Raw genomic sequence first — 20928 nt, forward strand, 5'->3', positions numbered from 1 at the left:
GATGAGCAAAATCAGGGTGTTGTCGGTCGATGACTCGGCACTGATGCGCCAGATAATGACAGAAATCATCAATAGTCATAGTGACATGGAAATGGTAGCGACGGCTCCCGATCCGCTGGTCGCGCGTGATTTGATTAAGAAATTCAACCCTGATGTGCTGACGCTGGACGTCGAAATGCCGCGTATGGACGGACTGGATTTCCTCGAAAAATTAATGCGTTTGCGACCGATGCCAGTAGTGATGGTTTCTTCTCTGACTGGCAAAGGTTCCGAAGTCACGCTGCGTGCTCTGGAGTTGGGGGCGATAGATTTTGTCACCAAACCGCAACTGGGGATCCGCGAAGGAATGCTGGCGTATAGCGAAATGATTGCCGAAAAGGTGCGTACGGCAGCAAGGGCGAGCCTTACTGCGCATAAACCGTTATCGGCACCGACAACGCTGAAGGCCGGACCGCTCTTGAGTTCAGAAAAGCTGATTGCGATTGGCGCCTCAACGGGGGGAACTGAGGCGATTCGTCACGTATTGCAACCGCTGCCGCTTTCCAGCCCGGCACTGTTAATTACCCAGCATATGCCGCCCGGTTTTACCCGCTCTTTTGCCGACAGACTTAATAAGCTGTGCCAAATCGGCGTGAAAGAAGCCGAGGACGGAGAACGCGTCTTGCCGGGGCATGCCTATATCGCCCCGGGCGATCGGCATATGGAACTGGCGCGTAGCGGCGCGAATTATCAAATCAAAATTCACGATGGTCCGGCGGTTAATCGCCATCGGCCATCGGTAGATGTGTTGTTCCATTCTGTGGCCAAACAGGCGGGGCGTAATGCGGTTGGGGTGATCCTGACGGGCATGGGCAACGACGGCGCGACGGGAATGTTAGCAATGCGTCAGGCGGGGGCATGGACTCTTGCGCAAAATGAAGCAAGCAGCGTGGTGTTCGGCATGCCGCGCGAGGCCATCAATATGGGGGGCGTCTGCGAAGTGGTCGATCTTAGCCAGGTAAGCCAGCAAATGCTGGCAAAAATCAGTGCCGGACAGGCGATACGTATTTAAATCAGGAGTGTGAGATGGCGGATAAAGAGCTTAAATTTTTGGTTGTGGATGACTTTTCCACCATGCGACGCATCGTGCGTAACCTGCTGAAAGAGCTTGGATTTAATAATGTTGAGGAAGCGGAGGATGGCGCCGATGCTCTCAATAAGTTGCAGGCGGGAGGATATGGTTTTGTTATCTCCGACTGGAATATGCCAAACATGGACGGCCTTGAATTGCTGAAAACGATTCGTGCTGATGGCGCGATGTCAGCCTTGCCGGTGTTAATGGTGACTGCAGAAGCGAAGAAAGAAAACATTATTGCCGCAGCACAAGCGGGGGCCAGTGGCTACGTGGTTAAGCCATTTACCGCCGCGACGCTGGAGGAAAAACTCAACAAAATCTTTGAGAAACTGGGCATGTGAGGATGCGACTATGATGCAACCATCAATTAAACCTGCTGATGAAAATTCTGCTGGCGATATCATTGCGCGCATCGGCAGCCTGACGCGTATGCTGCGCGACAGTCTGCGGGAGCTGGGGCTGGACCAGGCCATTGCAGAAGCGGCGGAAGCCATCCCCGATGCCCGCGATCGTTTGTACTACGTTGTGCAGATGACTGCCCAGGCTGCGGAGCGGGCGCTGAATAGTGTTGAGGCCTCACAACCGCATCAGGATCACATGGAGAAATCAGCAAAAGCGTTAACCCAACGCTGGGATGACTGGTTTGCCGATCCCATTGACCTTGCCGACGCTCGCGAACTGGTGACCGATACACGGCAATTTCTGGCGGATGTGCCGACGCATACCGGTTTTACCAATGCGCAGTTGCTGGAAATCATGATGGCGCAGGATTTTCAGGACCTCACCGGGCAGGTCATTAAACGAATGATGGATGTCATTCAGGAGATTGAACGCCAGTTGCTAATGGTGCTACTGGAAAATATCCCAGAGCAGGATGCACGTCCGAAACGTGAAAGCCAGAGTTTGCTGAATGGACCGCAGGTTGATACCAGCAAAGCCGGTGTGGTAGCCAGTCAGGACCAGGTCGACGATTTGTTGGATAGCCTTGGATTCTGATTTGTATTGCCTGATGTGACGCGGCCGCGTCACATCAGATCTTCAAGGTTGGATAAGGCGTTTACGCCGTACCCGACAAACATGTCACCATGCCTGATGTGCTGTGGTAAAAGCCCTAAATCCCGCCTTTTTTACCCCTTACTCAAACCATTGAACGCTTTGCGCTCTGGCATCATTCACGCTTATTACTCTTTCCAGGATTGGCGACGTGTCTGACGAGAGCGACGACAAAACAGAAGCCCCCACACCTCACCGACTTGAAAAAGCGCGGGAAGAGGGGCAAATCCCGCGTTCCCGTGAATTAACGTCGCTGCTGATTTTGTTAGTGGGCGTGTGTGTTATCTGGTTTGGCGGTGTGTCGCTGGCTCGTCGATTGTCGGGCATGCTCTCCGCAGGATTGTATTTTGATCACAGCATCATCAATGACCCGAATCTGATCCTCGGGCAGATTATTCTGCTGATCAGAGAAGCCATGCTGGCGCTGCTGCCGCTGATTAGCGGCGTGGTGCTGGTGGCGCTCATTTCTCCGGTGATGCTGGGTGGGCTGGTATTTAGCGGCAAATCCTTGCAGCCGAAGTTTTCCAAACTCAACCCGCTACCGGGCATTAAACGGATGTTCTCGGCACAGACTGGCGCGGAGTTGCTGAAAGCGATACTGAAATCCATCCTGGTCGGCAGTGTGACGGGGTTTTATCTCTGGCACCACTGGCCGCAGATGATGCGCTTAATGGCCGAGTCTCCGATTACCGCTATGGGTAATGCGATGGATCTGGTAGGGCTGTGCGCGTTGTTGGTGGTGCTTGGCGTTATTCCGATGGTGGGATTTGACGTCTTTTTCCAAATCTTCAGCCACCTGAAAAAGCTGCGTATGTCACGGCAGGATATTCGTGATGAGTTCAAACAAAGCGAAGGCGACCCTCATGTCAAAGGGCGAATCCGTCAGATGCAGCGAGCTGCGGCGCGGCGGCGGATGATGGCCGATGTGCCGAAAGCGGACGTTATCGTCAATAACCCAACTCACTACTCAGTGGCTTTGCAGTACGACGAAAACAAAATGAGTGCGCCAAAGGTCGTTGCCAAGGGCGCGGGGCTGGTGGCATTACGCATTCGTGAAATAGCCGCTGAAAATAACGTCCCGACCCTCGAAGCGCCTCCGCTGGCGCGTGCGCTGTATCGACATGCTGAAATCGGTCAACAAATACCTGGTCAACTCTATGCCGCTGTGGCGGAAGTGCTGGCCTGGGTCTGGCAACTGAAACGTTGGCGTCTGGCTGGTGGACAGCGCCCTGTACAACCAACTCATCTTCCGGTGCCGGAAGCCCTGGATTTTATTAACGAGAAACCGACCCATGAGTAATCTGGCCGCGATGCTGCGCCTGCCTGCAAATCTGAAATCGACACAATGGCAGATCCTTGCCGGACCGATTTTGATCTTGCTGATTTTGTCGATGATGGTGCTGCCATTGCCTGCATTCATTCTCGACCTGCTGTTTACCTTTAATATCGCGTTGTCGATTATGGTCTTGCTGGTGGCGATGTTTACCCAGCGTACGCTCGAGTTTGCCGCCTTTCCGACAATCCTGCTGTTCACCACGCTGTTGCGTCTGGCTCTTAACGTAGCTTCAACCCGTATCATTTTGATGGAAGGCCATACCGGCGCGGCGGCGGCAGGGAAGGTGGTCGAAGCGTTCGGTCACTTCCTCGTTGGTGGCAATTTCGCTATCGGTATCGTGGTGTTCGTCATTCTCGTGATCATCAACTTTATGGTTATCACCAAAGGTGCCGGGCGTATCGCGGAAGTGGGCGCGCGCTTTGTTCTCGATGGTATGCCGGGTAAGCAGATGGCGATTGACGCTGACCTGAACGCCGGATTGATTGGTGAAGATGAGGCGAAAAAACGCCGCTCCGAAGTGACTCAGGAAGCCGACTTTTACGGCTCAATGGACGGGGCAAGTAAGTTTGTTCGCGGCGATGCCATCGCCGGGATCCTCATCATGGTCATTAACGTTGTCGGCGGATTGCTGGTCGGTGTGCTGCAACATGGCATGAGCATGGGACACGCGGCGGAAAGTTATACGCTATTGACCATTGGCGACGGTCTGGTGGCACAAATCCCGGCGCTGGTGATTTCTACCGCCGCCGGGGTCATCGTTACGCGTGTCAGCACCGATCAGGATGTTGGCGAGCAGATGGTGAGTCAGCTTTTCAGTAACCCAAGCGTTATGTTGTTAAGCGCCGCCGTGCTCGGTTTACTCGGCCTGGTGCCTGGAATGCCGAACCTGGTATTTTTGCTGTTCACTGCCGGATTGCTCGGGCTGGCCTGGTGGATTCGCGGACGCGAACAAAAAGCGCCTGCCGAACCCAAACCGGTAAAAATGGCAGAGAATAATACCGTTGTCGAAGCGACGTGGAACGATGTGCAACTGGAAGATTCTTTGGGAATGGAAGTGGGCTATCGACTGATCCCGATGGTTGATTTCCAACAAGATGGCGAGTTGCTGGGCCGTATTCGTAGTATTCGTAAGAAATTTGCTCAGGAAATGGGCTTCCTGCCGCCGGTGGTGCACATTCGCGACAATATGGATTTGCAACCGGCACGTTATCGTATTTTGATGAAAGGCGTAGAGATTGGCAGTGGCGATGCTTATCCGGGGCGCTGGCTGGCAATTAACCCTGGTACCGCTGCCGGGACGTTACCTGGTGAAGCGACCGTCGATCCGGCTTTTGGTCTGAACGCTATCTGGATCGAAAGTGCGCTAAAAGAACAGGCGCAGATTCAGGGGTACACCGTGGTTGAGGCCAGCACAGTGGTGGCAACGCATCTTAACCATCTCATTAGCCAGCATGCCGCAGAGTTGTTTGGTCGCCAGGAGGCGCAACAACTGCTGGATCGCGTCGCCCAGGAGATGCCAAAGCTGACGGAAGATCTCGTTCCTGGCGTCGTCACGCTCACCACGCTACATAAAGTGCTGCAAAATCTGCTCGATGAAAAAGTGCCGATTCGCGATATGCGCACCATTCTCGAAACGCTGGCGGAGCATGCGCCCATCCAAAGCGATCCACATGAATTAACCGCCGTCGTGCGCGTGGCGTTGGGACGGGCGATTACCCAGCAGTGGTTTCCTGGCAAAGATGAAGTCCATGTTATTGGCCTCGATACACCGCTGGAACGTTTGTTACTACAGGCGTTGCAGGGCGGGGGCGGACTGGAGCCGGGGCTGGCGGATCGTTTACTGGCGCAAACTCAGGAAGCGCTATCCCGTCAGGAGATGTTGGGTGCGCCGCCAGTTTTGTTGGTGAACCACGCGCTGCGACCATTATTGTCTCGCTTCCTGCGCCGCAGCTTGCCGCAGTTAGTGGTGCTGTCGAATCTTGAACTATCTGATAACCGACATATCCGCATGACGGCGACAATTGGCGGTAAATGATGAGAACCTTATTAGCAATATTATTGTTTCCGCTGCTGGCGCAAGCCGCCGGGGAGGGGATGTGGCAGGCAAGTAGTGTCGGAATTACGCTAAATCATCGCGGTGAGTCGATGTCTTCTGCGCCCCTTTCTTCGCGACAACCCGTTTCAGGATTGATGATGCTGGTGGCGTGGCGTTATCAGCTTATCGGTCCGACCCCCGCGGGACTGCGGGTACGTTTATGCTCACAATCTCGTTGTGTCGAATTAGAGGGGCAGAGCGGAACCACCGTGGCCTTTTCCGGTATACCGGCGGCAGAACCGTTGCGATTTATCTGGGACGTGCCTGGCGGTGGGCGGTTAATTCCGCCGCTGAAAGTACAACGTAATGAAGTGATTGTGAATTATCGGCGGTGATAAAAAAGCCGATGTCCGTAACTGCGACATCGGCCTTTGACACATAACGCGATTACATACGCTCTACAGTCTCAATACCCAGCGTATCCAGACCCAGCTTCAGCGTCTTCGCCGTCAGTTGTGCCAGTTTCAGACGGCTGTTACGCACTTCTTCGTTTTCTGCGCTGAGGATCGGGCAGTGCTCGTAGAAGCCAGAGAACAGACCAGCCAGATCGTACAGGTAAGCACACATCACGTGCGGCGTGCCTTCACGGGCAACCACGGTGAGGGTTTCTTCAAACTGCAGCAGACGAGCAGCCAGTTGCGCTTCACGATCTTCACGGATGATTACCGGAGCTGAAGCCAGTTGCTCTTCGTTAATTTCTGCTTTACGGAACACAGACAAAACACGCGTGTAAGCATACTGCATGTATGGCGCGGTATTACCCTCAAACGCCAGCATGTTGTCCCAGTCGAAGATGTAGTCGGTAGTGCGGTTTTTAGAGAGATCCGCGTATTTCACCGCGCCGATACCCACCGCATTGGCCAGTTTTTCCAGCTCGTCAGCTGGCATATCCGGGTTCTTTTCTGCCACCAGACGACGTGCACGCTCCAGGGCTTCATCCAGCAGATCGGCCAGTTTCACCGTACCGCCCGCGCGGGTTTTGAACGGTTTGCCGTCTTTGCCCAGCATCATGCCGAACATGTGGTGTTCCAGCGGTACGGATTCCGGCACGTAGCCTGCTTTGCGGACGATCGCCCATGCCTGCATCAGGTGTTGATGCTGACGGGAGTCGATGTAATACAGCACGCGATCGGCATGCAGTGTTTCATAACGATATTTCGCACAGGCGATATCAGTAGTGGTGTAAAGATAGCCGCCATCTTTCTTCTGAATGATCACGCCCATCGGTTCGCCTTCCTTGTTTTTGAACTCATCAAGGAATACGACGGTTGCGCCTTCGCTTTCTACTGCCAGACCTTTGGCTTTCAGGTCCGCTACGATACCCGGCAGCATCGGGTTGTAGAGGCTTTCGCCCATCACGTCATCACGGGTCAGCGTCACGTTCAGACGATCGTAGGTGATCTGGTTCTGCGTCATGGTGATGTCGACCAGTTTGCGCCACATCTCGCGGAAGTATTCGTCACCGCTTTGCAGTTTTACCACGTAGTTACGTGCGCGCTCGGCGAACTCTTCATCTTCATCGTAATGCTTTTTCGCATCGCGGTAGAAACCTTCAAGGTCAGCCAGTTCCATTTCACCGGCGTTTTCCTGCTGCTGTTTTTCCAGCCACGCAATCAGCATACCGAACTGAGTACCCCAGTCGCCGACGTGGTTCGCGCGAATCACTTTGTGACCGAGGAACTCCAGAGTACGCACTGCCGCGTCACCAATAATGGTAGAGCGCAGATGACCGACGTGCATCTCTTTCGCCACGTTCGGTGCGGAGTAGTCAACCACAATGGTCTGTTTTTCTGGCGTAGCAACACCGAGACGATCTGACGCCAGCGCCTGCTGAACATGTTCAGCCAGGAATGCCGGATCAAGGAAAATGTTGATAAAGCCTGGACCGGCGATCTCAACTTTGCTGGCGATACCGTTAAGATCCAGATGAGTCAGCACCTGCTCTGCTAATTGTCGCGGTGCCATACCCAGTTTTTTAGCAACTGCCATCATGCCGTTAGCCTGATAGTCGCCGAACTGAACTTTTGCTGACTGACGAACCTGCGGTTCGCAATCCGCAGGCGCGCCTGCCGCAATCATGGCCTGACGGACTTTTTCTGAGAGAAGAGCCTGAATATTCACCGGAATACCTTACATTGATGAAGCGAGCAAAAATTGCCCGCACCAGTTAAAGAAATTAGGGCGGGAGTATACTGCAAATGGCTGTTTTCGTCAGCAACGTGCGCGCGGCGTATTGCCGTTTTCACTATTGCATCAGAAGCGGCGTGAAATCAGCGGTTGGTTGGGGAAGGGCAACAGGGTAAATTAACGCTTTTACTGAAAGACGAAGAGTGATTATGGCGAACTGGCAATCTATCGACGAGTTGCAGGATATTGCATCGGATTTACCGCGATTTACCCACGCATTAGATGAACTTTCCCGCCGTCTGGGGCTGGATATCACTCCGCTGACTGCCGATCACATTTCTTTGCGTTGCCATCAAAACGCCACTGCTGAACGCTGGCGTCGCGGGTTTGAACAGTGCGGTGAACTCCTGTCAGAAAATATGATCAATGGCAGGCCGATTTGTCTGTTTAAATTGCATGAGCCGGTACAGGTTGCGCACTGGCAGTTTTCCATTGTTGAGCTACCGTGGCCCGGGGAAAAACGTTACCCGCACGAAGGTTGGGAACATATTGAAATCGTTCTACCGGGCGAGCCAGAAACGCTGAATGCCCGTGCGCTGGCGTTGCTTTCTGATGAAGGACTCAGCCTGCCAGGGATCTCAGTTAAAACCAGTTCGCCAAAAGGTGAGCATGAGCGATTACCGAATCCGACGCTGGCGGTCACCGATGGCAAAACGACGATTAAATTTCATCCGTGGTCCATTGAAGAGATCGTCGCCAGCGAGCAGTCGGCGTAATTAAGGAGCAAAAATGGCATTACTGGAAATTTGCTGTTACAGCATGGAATGCGCACTAACGGCGCAGCAAAATGGCGCTGACAGAATTGAATTGTGTGCGGCTCCGAAAGAAGGGGCTTAACGCCGTCGCTGGGCGTGCTTAAATCCGTGCGTCAGCAGATAACGATTCCCGTGCATCCGATCATCCGCCCGCGCGGTGGTGATTTTTGCTACAGCGACGGCGAGTTTGCCGCCATTCTTGAGGATGTTCGTACTGTCCGCGAATTAGGCTTTCCGGGACTGGTGACGGGCGTTCTCGATGTTGACGGTAATGTCGATATGCCACGAATGGAAAAAATAATGTCTGCTGCCGGTCCGTTGGCCGTTACTTTTCATCGTGCCTTCGATATGTGTGCTAACCCATTAAATACACTGAATAATCTTGCGCAATTGGGCATTGCCCGGGTACTGACTTCCGGGCAAAAATCAGACGCTCTGCAAGGTTTATCAAAAATTATGGAACTTATTGCCTATGGTGATACTCCAATCATCATGGCCGGAGCAGGAGTCCGTGCAGAAAACCTGCACCACTTCCTCGATGCCGGAGTGCTGGAAGTCCATAGCTCCGCGGGAGCGTGGCAAGCCTCACCGATGCGTTATCGTAATCAAGGATTGTCCATGTCATCAGATGCACACGCGGACGAGTATTCGCGTTATGTCGTAGACGGGGCGGCGGTTGCTGAAATGAAAGGAATCATTGAACGCCATCAGGCCAAATGATTTTTACCGTTGCATCATGTCGCCCAATATGATGCTTGCTCGTACCAGGCCCCTGCAATTTCAACAGGGGCCTTTTTTTATTCCCTGTTAGTATAAAAAACGAACGATTGCTGTGATGTGTAGAACGGGTGACAGTGCGCATAGCGTGGTGCTTAAAATGTTTTATATATTCACATTAATTATGCGATTTAAATTACTAAAACTGACAAATATATATTATAAATAACGACTGGGTTATTCTTTCGCAATTAATGATTACATTGTAATAAATCATATTCTTTATCGATTATTTCAGGCAGTGTTGTGCCGAATTAAGCAAGTAGTCAATTCGTTGTATATTTATTTATATAATGACTTCGGTGTCCTGGAATTTAATTAGAGGAATCTATGCGAGGGAAAAAACGCATTGGGTTATTTTTTCTGCTGATAGCGGTTGTGGTTGGTGGCGGCGGGTTATTGCTGGCGCAAAAAGCCTTACATAAAACGTCGGATACAGCATTTTGCCTTTCCTGCCACTCGATGAGTAAACCTTTTGAGGAATATCAGGGAACTGTCCACTTTTCGAACCAGAAAGGGATACGTGCGGAATGTGTCGATTGCCATATTCCAAAGTCAGGGATGGATTATTTATTTGCTAAATTAAAAGCATCTAAAGATATTTATCATGAATTTGTTAGCGGCAAAATAGACAGTGACGATAAGTTCGAAGCGCATCGTCAGGAAATGGCCGAAACAGTATGGAAAGAATTAAAAGCATCGGATTCTGCAACGTGCCGTAGTTGCCATTCTTTGGATGCGATGGATATTGCCTCGCAAAGTGAATCTGCGCAGAAAATGCATACCAAAGCGCAAAAGGACGGTGAAACGTGTATTGATTGTCATAAAGGAATTGCCCATTTCCCGCCAGAAATAAAAATGGATGACAACGCGGCGCATGAACTGGAAAGTCAGGCTGCCACTTCTGTGACCAATGGCGCACATATTTATCCTTTCAAACCTTCCCGCATAGGCGAACTGGCCACTGTGAATCCTGGTACCGATCTCACCGTCGTTGATGCCAGTGGCAAACAGCCGATCGTTCTTTTGCAGGGTTATCAAATGCAGGGCAGTGAAAACACGCTCTACCTGGCGGCAGGTCAACGTCTGGCGCTAGCCACATTAAGTGATGAAGGTATCAAGGCGCTAACGGTAAACGGGGAATGGCAGGCTGACGAATACGGTAATCAATGGCGTCAGGCGTCATTACAAGGGGCGCTAATCGATCCCGTATTAGCGGATCGTAAACCGTTATGGCAATACGCTGAAAAACTCGATGACACCTATTGTGCTGGCTGCCATGCGCCTATTGCCGCTGACCATTACACCGTCAATGCCTGGCCCTCTATCGCCAAAGGAATGGGGGCGCGAACCAGCATGAGCGAAAACGAACTGGACATTTTGACGCGGTACTTCCAGTACAACGCCAAAGATATTACCGAAAAACAGTGATCCTCGTAGATCAGGGAGGAAGTTATGACATTAACAAGACGTGAGTTTATTAAACATAGCGGTATTGCTGCCGGGGCGCTGGTGGTGACATCGGCTACGCCGTTACCCGCATGGGCAGAAGAGAAGGGCGGAAAAATCCTCACCGCGGGTCGTTGGGGAGCGATGAACGTAGAAGTGAAGGACGGTAAGATTGTTTCTTCGACAGGCGCGCTGGCGAAGACTATCCCGAACTCGTTACAGTCTACGGCGGCGGATCAGGTACACACTACGGCGCGTATTCAGCATCCGATGGTGAGAAAAAGTTATCTCGACAATCCACTGCAACCGGCAAAAGGTCGCGGGGATGACAGCTACGTTCAGGTGAGCTGGGAACAGGCATTAAAACTGATTCATGAGCAACACGATCGCATTCGTAAAGCTAACGGACCATCGGCCATTTTTGCAGGGTCTTACGGCTGGCGCTCTTCTGGCGTGTTGCATAAAGCGCAAACCTTACTGCAACGTTATATGAATCTGGCGGGGGGATATTCCGGGCATAGTGGCGATTACTCTACCGGGGCTGCGCAGGTGATCATGCCGCACGTTGTCGGTTCTGTGGAGGTCTATGAACAGCAGACTTCCTGGCCGCTGATTCTGGAAAACAGTCAGGTGGTGGTGTTGTGGGGCATGAACCCGCTGAATACCTTAAAAATTGCCTGGAGCAGTACCGATGAACAAGGGCTGGAATACTTCCATCAGCTGAAAAAATCGGGCAAACCAGTGATTGCCATCGACCCTATCCGTTCCGAAACAATCGAGTTCTTTGGCGATAACGCGACCTGGATCGCACCGAATATGGGGACCGACGTGGCGCTGATGTTAGGCATCGCGCATACCCTGATGACACAAGGTAAGCACGATAAAGCCTTCCTTGAGAAATACACCACCGGCTATTCGCAGTTTGAAGAGTATCTGACCGGCAAGAATGATAATACGCCGAAGAGCGCGGCCTGGGCGGCAGAAATTACTGGTGTACCGGAAGCGCAGATTGTCAAACTTGCAGAACTGATGGCGGCGAATCGCACGATGCTGATGGCTGGTTGGGGGATCCAACGCCAGCAATACGGTGAACAGAAACACTGGATGCTGGTGACGCTGGCGGCGATGTTAGGGCAAATTGGTACACCGGGCGGCGGTTTTGGATTCTCTTATCATTACTCCAACGGTGGCAACCCGACGCGAGTTGGCGGCGTACTGCCAGAAATGTCTGCGGCGATTGCCGGACAGGCAAGTGAGGAAGCTGATGATGGCGGAATGACCGCGATTCCGGTCGCCCGTATTGTCGATGCGCTGGAAAATCCTGGCGGGAAATATCAGCACAACGGTAAAGAGCAAACGTACCCAAATATCAAAATGATCTGGTGGGCGGGTGGCGGTAACTTTACCCATCACCAGGATACTAATCGTCTGATCAAAGCATGGCAGAAACCGGAGATGATCGTCGTTTCTGAATGCTACTGGACCGCAGCAGCCAAACACGCAGATATCGTATTACCGATCACCACATCGTTTGAGCGCAATGACCTGACGATGACCGGTGATTACAGCAACCAGCATATTGTGCCGATGAAGCAGGCTGTCGCTCCGCAATTTGAAGCGCGTAACGATTTTGACGTGTTTGCCGATCTTGCGGAATTACTGAAACCTGGCGGTAAAGAGATCTATACCGAAGGTAAAGATGAAATGGCGTGGCTGAAATTTTTCTATGATGCCGCTCAGAAAGGTGCGCGTGCGCAACGCGTGACTATGCCAATGTTTAATGCCTTCTGGCAGCAAAATAAACTGCTTGAAATGCGCCGCAGCGAGAAGAACGAGCAATATGTTCGCTATGGTGATTTCCGCGCCGATCCGGTGAAAAATGCGCTGGGTACGCCAAGCGGCAAAATTGAAATCTATTCAAAAACGCTGGAAAAATTTGGCTATAAGGATTGCCCGGCACACCCGACCTGGCTGGCTCCTGATGAATGGAAAGGTACCGCCGACGAGAAGCAGTTGCAGCTTCTGACCGCGCATCCGGCACATCGTCTACACAGTCAGCTTAACTATGCGGAGCTGCGTAAAAAATATGCGGTTGCCGATCGTGAGCCGATCACAATTCACACCGAAGATGCTGCTCGCTTTGGTATTGAGAATGGCGATCTGGTCCGTGTCTGGAATAAACGTGGTCAGATCCTGACAGGCGCTGTGGTGACTGACGGGATCAAAAAAGGCGTGGTATGCGTGCATGAAGGTGCATGGCCGGATCTGGAAAATGGTTTGTGTAAAAACGGCAGTGCGAACGTGTTAACGGCGGATATCCCCAGCTCGCAGCTGGCGAATGCCTGTGCCGGTAACTCTGCGCTGGTGTATATCGAAAAATATACGGGTAATGCGCCGAAGTTAACGGCGTTTGATCAGCCAGCTATTCAGGTATAAGAAGTGAATAGCGCCCGGAAACGGGCGCTGAGGTTATGCAAACGTAAAGCTGCCTGATGCGCTATGCTTATCAGGCCTACATAGTCCCTGCAATATATTGAATTAACAAGGTTTTGTAGGCCGGATAAGGCGTTCACGCCGCATCCGGCAGTAATACCAGACCTTTACGGCTTACGCGCAATCAGCACCGCGCGTTTAGGCGCAGGATAACCTTCTACCGTTTTACCCGGATCATGTGAATCAAGAAAATCGGCCAGCGATTCGGTGACCATCCACTCGGTACGACGCTGCTCTTCTGTAGTGGTGACGCTCACATCCGCAATGCGAATATCAACAAAACCACACTTCTTCAGCCAGTTTTTCAACGCCAGGGCCGACGGGATGAAATAAACATTACGCATTTGAGCGTAACGATCGCCTGGTACCAGCACCGTGTTTTCGTCGCCATCAATAACCAGCGTTTCAAGCACCAGTTCACCCTCATTCACCAGTTGATCTTTCAACTGCCAGAGATGCTCCAGCGGTGAACGACGATGATAAAGCACGCCCATCGAAAAGACGGTATCAAAGGCTTTCAGTGCCGGAAGTTGTTCAATCCCTAACGGCAGCAGATGCGCCCGTTGGTCGTTACCTAAAAGTTTACGCACTGCTTCAAACTGGCAGAGGAATAGTTGCGTAGGGTCGATCCCCACCGCAAGGTGTGCGCCTGCGCCAATCATGCGCCACATGTGATAGCCGCTGCCGCAGCCGACATCAAGAATGGTGCGCCCGGTTAAATCAGAAAGATGGGGCAGAACACGATCCCATTTCCAGTCGGAACGCCACTCGGTATCGATGTTGACGCCATACAGTGAGAACGGCCCTTTGCGCCACGGCATCAGGTTGCGCATCAGAGTCTCAATGCGCTTAATCTGCCCGGCGCTCAGTGGCTCTTCGCTTTCCGCCGTCACGCTATGCAGTAAATCAAGACGATACGGTTTAATTTCAGGCAGAAATTCCACCGCATTGGACCACTGTTTAAACAGACCGTGCTGCTGTTCGCGCTGCCAGCTGGCAATCTGCGCGGGCAGGGTTTCCAGCCAGTGTGAAAGATGATTTTTGGCAATCAGAGAATAAAAGTTACCAAAGTCGATCATGCAGCGTCCTCTGCTTTTAATGCCACCAGTGAACCAAAATTAAAGCACTGGAACCACAGCTCGCTATGCTCAAAACCGGCTTTATGCAGGCGTGCCTTGTGGGTTTCCACGGAATCGGTCAGCATCACGTTTTCCAGCATGCTGCGCTTCTGGCTGATTTCCAGCTCGCTGTAACCGTTGGCACGTTTAAAATCGTGGTGCATGTTGAACAGCAGTTCACCAACTTTGGCATCTTCGAAACTGAATTTTTCCGAAAGCACCAGCGCGCCGCCCGGGTTTAGCCCTTGATAAATTTTATCCAGTAACGCCTGGCGCTCGGAAGGTTCCAGGAATTGCAGGGTAAAATTCAGTACCACCATCGACGCGTTTTCAATGGCAATATCGCGAATATCACCTTCAATAACGTCAACAGGCGTAGGCGCTTTATAGGCGTCAATATGACGACGGCAGCGTTCAATCATTGCCGGGGAGTTGTCGATGGCGATAATTTTACAATTATCATGATGAATGTTGCGACGCACTGAGAGCGTCGCCGCGCCCAAAGAACAGCCCAGATCGTAAACCTGCGTACCCGGTTGAACGAAGCGTTCAGCTAACATACCAATCATTGAAATAATATTGGAGTAGCCGGGAACGGAACGTTGGATCATATCCGGGAAGACTTCAGCTACCCGTTCATCAAAGGTCCAGTCGCCCAGTCTGGCGATAGGAGCAGAAAATAGCGTGTCGCGGTGAGACATAACGTAAAAATCCGGGAAAAAGAAAGTGGCGTATTGTGCGCTAACGCAGGGAGAAAACCAACTCCCAGGGCATATACCAAAGATTCGCCAGCACCATCAGCAATAGCGCACACCAGGTGGCGCTCATACCAGAACGTCGCCAGCGAAACAGACGGTGATGGAAACCGTAATAATGCATCAGGCGACCTGCAAGCAAAACGAGGCCGCAAATATGCACCATCCAGGTTTCAGCACCATTCATTTCCATAAATAGCATCAATACAATCGCGATAGGAATATATTCCACCGCATTGCCATGAATACGAATAGCACTTTGTAGTTCGCTAAAACCGCCGTCGCCATAGGCAACGCGATACTGCATTCGCAGGCGAACAACATCAAAAGAGAACTTCATTAATAACAACGCACTTAAAACGGCATACAGCGCGCTTACCATACAAACTCCCTTTAAAATGGCCGATGGCACTTGTCTATGATAGGTGGCAAATTCAGAAAAGAGAAGATTGCTGTGGAATAGCCGGGACTGCTCCGATCTCTGGAAGCATTTTACGTAGGTCTTCCCACAGTGTATGTACCAGTTCCGGAGCCTGGGCAATATCTGGCGTGTGCAGAAAAAGATAAGGCGTGGTGCTCTGCTGCCACTGCGCTAATTTTTGTAACCAGACCTGAAATAATTCCCTGTTTTGCGCCATATCATCGCTGCCGATAAAACGGATCAGCGGATTTATCGCCGTTAGTACGGCATGTACCGGAACCTTCGGTTTCTTCCGTTGAGCGTCGCGTATGGCTTCATTATGCGGACGTGCTGCATGAACCGGGCGGCTGTCTAAAATTACCCGATTAACGCCGCGCTGATGTAAACCGCGATTAAGCGTTTGTTCTTCTTTCCCTTTGGCGAAAAACTGCGGATGACGCACTTCCACACCATAATTAAATTCGCCGGGAAGAGAATCGAGAAAATGCCAAAGCGCAGGCAAATCCTGTGGGCCGAAGGTGGCAGGCAGTTGCAGCCAGTATTGCCCAATGCGCGGAGTCAGCGGTGACATACGGGTCAAAAATTCACTGGTTAAATCATCGCAATGACGCAACGCTGCCTGATGCGAAATGGTCGCCGGAAACTTAAAACAGAAGCGGAAGTCATCTGTGGTCTGCTCCCGCCAGCGCAGGACTACCTCGGGTTTCGGCAGGGCGTATAGCGTGGTGTTGCCCTCCACGCAATTAAAGTAGCGGGCATACTCTTCCAGGCTGGTTATCCCCAACCGCACCCATTTAGGATGCGACCATTGCGGTAGACCGATGTAAATCATAACGCGTTGAGGATCTCTTCCACACTGCGCACACGGGCGATGCGTGGATAGATATGGTTGATGCTGTTATTGTGCTGCTCGGCACTGGCGGCGCTACAGGCATCTTCGGCAATCACCAGATTAAAACCGAGTTCCCAGGCATTGCGGGCGGTGGACTCAACGCCGATATTGGTCGAGATCCCACATAACACTATTGTATCGATACCTCGGCGGCGTAATTGCAACTCCAGATCCGTACCGTAAAACGCACCCCATTGACGTTTGATGATTTCGATATCGCTGTCGGTTGCACCTAATGCAGCAGGATGTTGCCACCAATTTTCGGGCAACACTTTAGCGGGAGAAGGGGCATCAACCGGCTGTTTTAATGCTTCAGCATAATCGGCAGACCAGCCAACACGCACCAGAAACACGGGCTGACCGCTCGCGCGAAATTTCGCCGCCAGCTTCCCGGCGCGATTTACCACGTCTTCGGCAGTATGCGGACCACCGGCAAAAGGCAAGATGCCTTCCTGTAAATCAATCACCACTAGCGCTGTGGATTTGGCATTAAGTTCAAGCATGATCACTCCAGATAAAACAAAATCGTGCCTCTCACCTTAATGCGATTAGCCGATGGCGGAACGACAAATTTTGTTAATTTTTATGAGTTCGGGCAACACCTTTATAGCAAACTGGCGTAGAGTCTGAATCCAGGCCCGATATAAAGTGGTAACGAGGCGTTCCAGCGCGGGCCAGGCTCTTACGGTGCGGCAGAATTTCCAGTATAATAGCCGCCTTTTTTCATTCAGTTGTGACATACAGCTAACGCTGCGACTCAGGTCACCTGCACAGCAGGGGACATCCGCCAGCAGCTAAGTTAAGGGATATCTCATGCGTACAGAATATTGTGGACAGCTCCGTTTGTCCCACGTGGGGCAGCAGGTGACTCTGTGTGGTTGGGTCAACCGTCGTCGTGATCTTGGTAGCTTGATCTTTATCGATATGCGCGACCGCGAAGGTATCGTGCAGGTATTTTTCGATCCGGATCGTGCGGACGCGTTAAAGCTGGCCTCTGAACTGCGTAATGAGTTCTGCATTCAGGTCACGGGCACCGTACGTGCGCGTGACGAAAAAAATATCAACCGCGATATGGCGACTGGCGAAATCGAAGTGCTGGCTTCCTCGCTGACCATCATCAACCGCGCAGACGTTCTGCCGCTTGACTCTAACCACGTCAACACCGAAGAAGCACGTCTGAAATACCGCTACCTCGACCTGCGTCGCCCGGAAATGGCTCAGCGCCTGAAAACCCGCGCTAAAATCACCAGCCTGGTACGTCGTTTTATGGATGACCACGGCTTCCTCGACATCGAAACTCCGATGCTGACTAAAGCCACGCCGGAAGGCGCGCGTGACTACCTGGTGCCTTCTCGTGTGCACAAAGGTAAATTCTACGCGCTGCCGCAATCCCCGCAGTTGTTCAAACAGCTGCTGATGATGTCCGGTTTTGACCGCTACTATCAGATCGTTAAATGCTTCCGTGACGAAGACCTGCGCGCTGATCGTCAGCCTGAATTTACTCAGATCGATGTGGAAACCTCTTTCATGACCGCGCCGCAAGTGCGTGAAGTGATGGAAGCGCTGGTGCGTCATTTGTGGCTGGAAGTGAAGGGCATTGATCTGGGCGATTTCCCGGTAATGACCTTTGCGGAAGCTGAACGCCGTTACGGCTCCGACAAACCGGACCTGCGTAACCCGATGGAACTGACCGACGTTGCCGATCTGCTGAAATCCGTTGAATTCGCGGTATTTGCGGGTCCGGCGAACGATCCGAAAGGCCGTGTTGCCGCTCTGCGTGTTCCGGGTGGCGCATCGCTGACCCGTAAGCAGATCGACGAATACGGTAACTTCGTTAAAATCTACGGTGCGAAAGGTCTGGCTTACATCAAAGTTAACGAACGCGCGAAAGGTCTGGAAGGTATCAACAGCCCGGTAGCGAAGTTCCTTAATGCGGAAATCATCGAAGCCATCCTGGATCGTACTGCCGCGCAAGATGGCGATATGATTTTCTTCGGTGCCGACAACAAGAAAATTGTTGCCGACGCGATGGGCGCACTGCGTTTGAAAGTGGGTAAAGACCTTGGCCTGACCGACGAAAGCAAATGGGCACCGCTGTGGGTTATCGACTTCCCGATGTTTGAAGACGACGGTGAAGGCGGCCTGACGGCAATGCACCATCCGTTCACCGCGCCGAAAGACATGACGGCGGCAGAGCTGAAAGCTGCACCGGAAAATGCGGTGGCGAACGCTTACGATATGGTCATCAATGGTTACGAAGTGGGCGGTGGTTCAGTGCGTATCCATAATGGTGATATGCAGCAGACGGTGTTTGGCATTCTGGGGATCACCGAAGAGGAACAGCGCGAGAAATTCGGCTTCCTGCTCGACGCCCTGAAATACGGTACTCCGCCGCACGCAGGTCTGGCATTCGGTCTTGACCGTCTGACCATGCTGCTGACCGGCACCGACAACATCCGTGACGTTATCGCCTTCCCGAAAACCACGGCGGCAGCGTGTCTGATGACTGAAGCACCGAGCTTTGCTAACCCGACTGCACTGGCTGAGCTGAGCATTCAGGTTGTGAAGAAGGCTGAGAATAACTGATATGACTCAAATACACGAAATCATTCGCGTTGCATCGAGGCGGCAACTGAGTGAACTCCCATGAGCATAGATAACTATGTGAATGGGATGAGCGAAGGCAGTCAACGAAGAGGCAGCGTGAAGGATAAAGTGTATAAGCGTCCCGTTTCGATCTTAGTGGTCATCTATGCACAAGATACGAAACGGGTGCTGATGTTGCAGCGACGTGACGATCCCGATTTCTGGCAGTCGGTAACCGGCAGTGTGGAAGAGGGTGAAACCGCGCCGCAAGCTGCCATGCGCGAAGTAAAGGAAGAGGTCACCATCGATGTTGTCGCTGAACAACTGACCTTAATTGACTGTCAGCGCACGGTAGAGTTTGAAATTTTTTCACATTTACGTCATCGCTATACGCCGGGCGTGACGCGTAATACAGAATCATGGTTCTGTCTTGCGCTCCCGCACGAACGCCAGATTGTTTTCACTGAACATCTGGCTTACAAGTGGCTTGATGCGCCTGCTGCGGCGGCGCTCACTAAGTCCTGGAGCAACCGGCAGGCGATTGAACAGTTTGTTATTAACGCTGCCTGAACAGGCAGGGCTATCTGGAGATATTTTTATGGCAGGTCATAGTAAATGGGCCAACACCAGACATCGTAAAGCTGCACAGGATGCTAAGCGCGGTAAAATCTTCACTAAAATCATTCGTGAGCTGGTAACCGCGGCTAAGCTGGGCGGTGGCGATCCGGACGCTAACCCGCGTCTGCGTGCGGCAATTGATAAAGCACTGTCTAACAACATGACCCGTGACACCCTGAACCGCGCAATTGCACGTGGTGTGGGCGGTGATGATGATGCAAACATGGAAACCATCATCTACGAAGGTTACGGTCCTGGCGGCACGGCAATCATGATTGAATGTCTGTCTGACAACCGCAACCGTACCGTTGCTGAAGTGCGTCACGCATTCAGCAAATGTGGCGGTAACCTCGGCACTGACGGTTCCGTAGCCTATCTGTTCAGCAAAAAAGGCGTGATCTCCTTCGAGAAAGGCGACGAAGACACCATCATGGAAGCAGCACTGGAAGCAGGTGCTGAAGACGTTGTGACCTATGATGACGGCGCAATCGACGTCTACACTGCATGGGAAGAGATGGGTAAAGTACGCGACGCTCTGGAAGCGGCAGGTCTGAAAGCAGACAGCGCAGAAGTTTCCATGATCCCGTCAACCAAAGCCGATATGGATGCAGAAACTGCACCGAAACTGATGCGTCTGATCGATATGCTGGAAGACTGTGACGACGTGCAGGAAGTTTACCATAACGGTGAGATCTCTGATGAGGTTGCAGCGACCCTCTGATGAGGCCGGCTAAACTACAAAACGGAGACGCGTGATGTCTATTATTCTCGGTATTGACCCGGGTTCGCGCGTTACCGGCTACGGTGTTATCCGTCAGGTGGGCAGGCAACTGTCCTACCTGGGTAGCGGATGCATACGCACCAAAGTGGATGATTTACCGTCTCGTCTGAAACTGATCTATGCGGGCGTGACGGAAATCATCACCCAGTTCCAGCCCGATTATTTCGCAATCGAACAAGTCTTTATGGCAAAGAACGCTGACTCTGCCCTGAAACTGGGGCAGGCACGAGGCGTGGCGATTGTGGCAGCGGTGAATCAGGAATTGCCGGTGTTTGAATATGCTGCGCGTCAGGTGAAGCAAACAGTGGTGGGCATTGGTAGCGCCGAAAAAAGCCAGGTGCAGCATATGGTGCGTACCTTGCTGAAATTACCTGCTAATCCACAGGCGGATGCCGCCGATGCGCTGGCGATTGCCATCACCCACTGCCATGTCAGCCAGAATGCGATGCAAATGAGCGAATCGCGGCTGAACCTGGCGAGAGGGCGACTGCGCTAAAT

At 52.1% G+C, this 20928-nt stretch carries 19 protein-coding genes and 1 pseudogene; 14 read left to right on the top strand and 6 right to left on the bottom strand.

The genetic code is table 11. The annotated features are described in order from the left end of the window. The first annotated feature begins 1 nt into the window (after window position 1). From cheB to flhE, 6 genes are all read left to right on the top strand, one after another. On the top strand, window positions 2-1051 hold the full coding sequence (cheB, locus tag AACU94_RS07025; protein WP_135489167.1) for a protein-glutamate methylesterase/protein glutamine deamidase: 1050 nt from the start codon (window positions 2-4) through the stop codon (window positions 1049-1051). A gap of 14 nt (window positions 1052-1065) precedes the next feature. After that, the gene (gene cheY, locus AACU94_RS07030; RefSeq protein WP_000763855.1) at window positions 1066-1455 is read left to right on the top strand and encodes a chemotaxis response regulator CheY; all 390 of its coding nucleotides are present in this window, start codon (window positions 1066-1068) and stop codon (window positions 1453-1455) included. A gap of 10 nt (window positions 1456-1465) precedes the next feature. Next, a complete protein-coding gene (cheZ, locus tag AACU94_RS07035) occupies window positions 1466-2110 on the top strand; it encodes a protein phosphatase CheZ (protein WP_064529292.1) in 645 nt (214 codons plus the stop codon). 208 nt (window positions 2111-2318) lie between these two features. Further along, window positions 2319-3467, top strand: coding sequence for a flagellar biosynthesis protein FlhB (gene flhB, locus AACU94_RS07040; RefSeq protein ID WP_135489168.1), 1149 nt, complete (start codon window positions 2319-2321; stop codon window positions 3465-3467). Next, complete coding sequence (gene flhA / locus AACU94_RS07045) at window positions 3460-5538, top strand: flagellar biosynthesis protein FlhA (protein ID WP_135489169.1); 2079 nt, start codon at window positions 3460-3462, stop codon at window positions 5536-5538. The genes flhB and flhA overlap by 8 nt, the downstream gene beginning before the upstream one ends. Next, window positions 5538-5933 (top strand): flagellar protein FlhE, encoded by a 396-nt coding sequence (gene flhE, locus AACU94_RS07050; RefSeq protein ID WP_135489254.1) that lies wholly within the window; start codon window positions 5538-5540, stop codon window positions 5931-5933. The genes flhA and flhE overlap by 1 nt, the downstream gene beginning before the upstream one ends. Window positions 5934-5985: 52 nt before the next feature. Here flhE and argS read toward each other — a convergent pair whose 3' ends face one another. After that, on the bottom strand, window positions 5986-7719 hold the full coding sequence (gene argS / locus AACU94_RS07055; RefSeq protein WP_130208507.1) for an arginine--tRNA ligase: 1734 nt from the start codon (window positions 7717-7719) through the stop codon (window positions 5986-5988). A gap of 215 nt (window positions 7720-7934) precedes the next feature. On the opposite strand from argS, the gene AACU94_RS07060 reads away from it, so the two are divergent. From AACU94_RS07060 to torZ, 4 genes and pseudogenes are all read left to right on the top strand, one after another. Further along, window positions 7935-8501: a VOC family protein gene (locus tag AACU94_RS07060; protein WP_130218686.1), complete on the top strand. Its 567-nt coding sequence runs from the start codon at window positions 7935-7937 to the stop codon at window positions 8499-8501. 13 nt (window positions 8502-8514) lie between these two features. Further along, window positions 8515-9260, top strand: a pseudogene (gene cutC, locus AACU94_RS07065) (copper homeostasis protein CutC). A gap of 387 nt (window positions 9261-9647) precedes the next feature. Beyond that, complete coding sequence (locus AACU94_RS07070) at window positions 9648-10748, top strand: NapC/NirT family cytochrome c (protein WP_135489170.1); 1101 nt, start codon at window positions 9648-9650, stop codon at window positions 10746-10748. A gap of 24 nt (window positions 10749-10772) precedes the next feature. Further along, window positions 10773-13202 carry a trimethylamine N-oxide reductase TorZ gene (torZ, locus tag AACU94_RS07075; protein ID WP_135489171.1) on the top strand — a complete coding sequence of 810 codons (2430 nt, stop codon included), beginning with the start codon at window positions 10773-10775 and terminating at the stop codon, window positions 13200-13202. Window positions 13203-13366: 164 nt separating this feature from the next. On the opposite strand, the gene cmoB is transcribed toward torZ, so the two are convergent. From cmoB to AACU94_RS07100, 5 genes are read right to left on the bottom strand one after another with little or no spacing between them, the layout of a single operon-like run. Next, window positions 13367-14338, bottom strand: coding sequence for a tRNA 5-methoxyuridine(34)/uridine 5-oxyacetic acid(34) synthase CmoB (gene cmoB, locus AACU94_RS07080; RefSeq protein WP_119457715.1), 972 nt, complete (start codon window positions 14336-14338; stop codon window positions 13367-13369). Next, window positions 14335-15078, bottom strand: a complete 744-nt coding sequence (gene cmoA / locus AACU94_RS07085) for a carboxy-S-adenosyl-L-methionine synthase CmoA (protein WP_000019588.1) — start codon at window positions 15076-15078, stop codon at window positions 14335-14337. The genes cmoB and cmoA overlap by 4 nt, the downstream gene beginning before the upstream one ends. A 40-nt stretch (window positions 15079-15118) precedes the next feature. Continuing rightward, on the bottom strand, window positions 15119-15514 hold the full coding sequence (locus tag AACU94_RS07090; RefSeq protein WP_130218694.1) for an MAPEG family protein: 396 nt from the start codon (window positions 15512-15514) through the stop codon (window positions 15119-15121). A 52-nt stretch (window positions 15515-15566) separates the two neighbouring features. Further along, window positions 15567-16385: a DUF72 domain-containing protein gene (locus AACU94_RS07095; protein WP_135489172.1), complete on the bottom strand. Its 819-nt coding sequence runs from the start codon at window positions 16383-16385 to the stop codon at window positions 15567-15569. Continuing rightward, window positions 16382-16948 carry a hydrolase gene (locus tag AACU94_RS07100; protein WP_130218698.1) on the bottom strand — a complete coding sequence of 189 codons (567 nt, stop codon included), beginning with the start codon at window positions 16946-16948 and terminating at the stop codon, window positions 16382-16384. The genes AACU94_RS07095 and AACU94_RS07100 overlap by 4 nt, the downstream gene beginning before the upstream one ends. A gap of 310 nt (window positions 16949-17258) precedes the next feature. Here AACU94_RS07100 and aspS point away from each other — a divergent pair, with 310 nt between their 5' ends. The 4 genes from aspS to ruvC all read left to right on the top strand — a co-directional run bounded on the left by aspS (window position 17259) and on the right by ruvC (window position 20926). Then, window positions 17259-19031, top strand: coding sequence for an aspartate--tRNA ligase (gene aspS / locus AACU94_RS07105; RefSeq protein WP_130208496.1), 1773 nt, complete (start codon window positions 17259-17261; stop codon window positions 19029-19031). 117 nt (window positions 19032-19148) lie between these two features. Continuing rightward, on the top strand, window positions 19149-19601 hold the full coding sequence (nudB, locus tag AACU94_RS07110) for a dihydroneopterin triphosphate diphosphatase (protein ID WP_135489255.1): 453 nt from the start codon (window positions 19149-19151) through the stop codon (window positions 19599-19601). Between the two features lie 28 nt (window positions 19602-19629). Further along, window positions 19630-20370, top strand: coding sequence for a YebC/PmpR family DNA-binding transcriptional regulator (locus AACU94_RS07115; protein ID WP_000907234.1), 741 nt, complete (start codon window positions 19630-19632; stop codon window positions 20368-20370). Window positions 20371-20404: 34 nt separating this feature from the next. After that, window positions 20405-20926: a crossover junction endodeoxyribonuclease RuvC gene (gene ruvC / locus AACU94_RS07120; protein ID WP_010350951.1), complete on the top strand. Its 522-nt coding sequence runs from the start codon at window positions 20405-20407 to the stop codon at window positions 20924-20926. Window positions 20927-20928: the final 2 nt, after the last annotated feature.

It is taken from the genome of Escherichia sp. E4702, from assembly GCF_963883545.1.
GTDB lineage: Bacteria > Pseudomonadota > Gammaproteobacteria > Enterobacterales > Enterobacteriaceae > Escherichia.

Coding starts and splice junctions, on each gene's coding strand:
- cheB (WP_135489167.1), top strand. CDS start 2: ATGAGCAAAATCAGGGTGTTGTCGGTCGATGACTCGGCACTGATGCGC.
- cheY (WP_000763855.1), top strand. CDS start 1,066: ATGGCGGATAAAGAGCTTAAATTTTTGGTTGTGGATGACTTTTCCACC.
- cheZ (WP_064529292.1), top strand. CDS start 1,466: ATGATGCAACCATCAATTAAACCTGCTGATGAAAATTCTGCTGGCGAT.
- flhA (WP_135489169.1), top strand. CDS start 3,460: ATGAGTAATCTGGCCGCGATGCTGCGCCTGCCTGCAAATCTGAAATCG.
- flhE (WP_135489254.1), top strand. CDS start 5,538: ATGAGAACCTTATTAGCAATATTATTGTTTCCGCTGCTGGCGCAAGCC.
- AACU94_RS07060 (WP_130218686.1), top strand. CDS start 7,935: ATGGCGAACTGGCAATCTATCGACGAGTTGCAGGATATTGCATCGGAT.
- AACU94_RS07070 (WP_135489170.1), top strand. CDS start 9,648: ATGCGAGGGAAAAAACGCATTGGGTTATTTTTTCTGCTGATAGCGGTT.
- torZ (WP_135489171.1), top strand. CDS start 10,773: ATGACATTAACAAGACGTGAGTTTATTAAACATAGCGGTATTGCTGCC.
- cmoB (WP_119457715.1), bottom strand. CDS start 14,338: ATGATCGACTTTGGTAACTTTTATTCTCTGATTGCCAAAAATCATCTT.
- cmoA (WP_000019588.1), bottom strand. CDS start 15,078: ATGTCTCACCGCGACACGCTATTTTCTGCTCCTATCGCCAGACTGGGC.
- AACU94_RS07090 (WP_130218694.1), bottom strand. CDS start 15,514: ATGGTAAGCGCGCTGTATGCCGTTTTAAGTGCGTTGTTATTAATGAAG.
- AACU94_RS07095 (WP_135489172.1), bottom strand. CDS start 16,385: ATGATTTACATCGGTCTACCGCAATGGTCGCATCCTAAATGGGTGCGG.
- AACU94_RS07100 (WP_130218698.1), bottom strand. CDS start 16,948: ATGCTTGAACTTAATGCCAAATCCACAGCGCTAGTGGTGATTGATTTA.
- aspS (WP_130208496.1), top strand. CDS start 17,259: ATGCGTACAGAATATTGTGGACAGCTCCGTTTGTCCCACGTGGGGCAG.
- AACU94_RS07115 (WP_000907234.1), top strand. CDS start 19,630: ATGGCAGGTCATAGTAAATGGGCCAACACCAGACATCGTAAAGCTGCA.
- ruvC (WP_010350951.1), top strand. CDS start 20,405: ATGTCTATTATTCTCGGTATTGACCCGGGTTCGCGCGTTACCGGCTAC.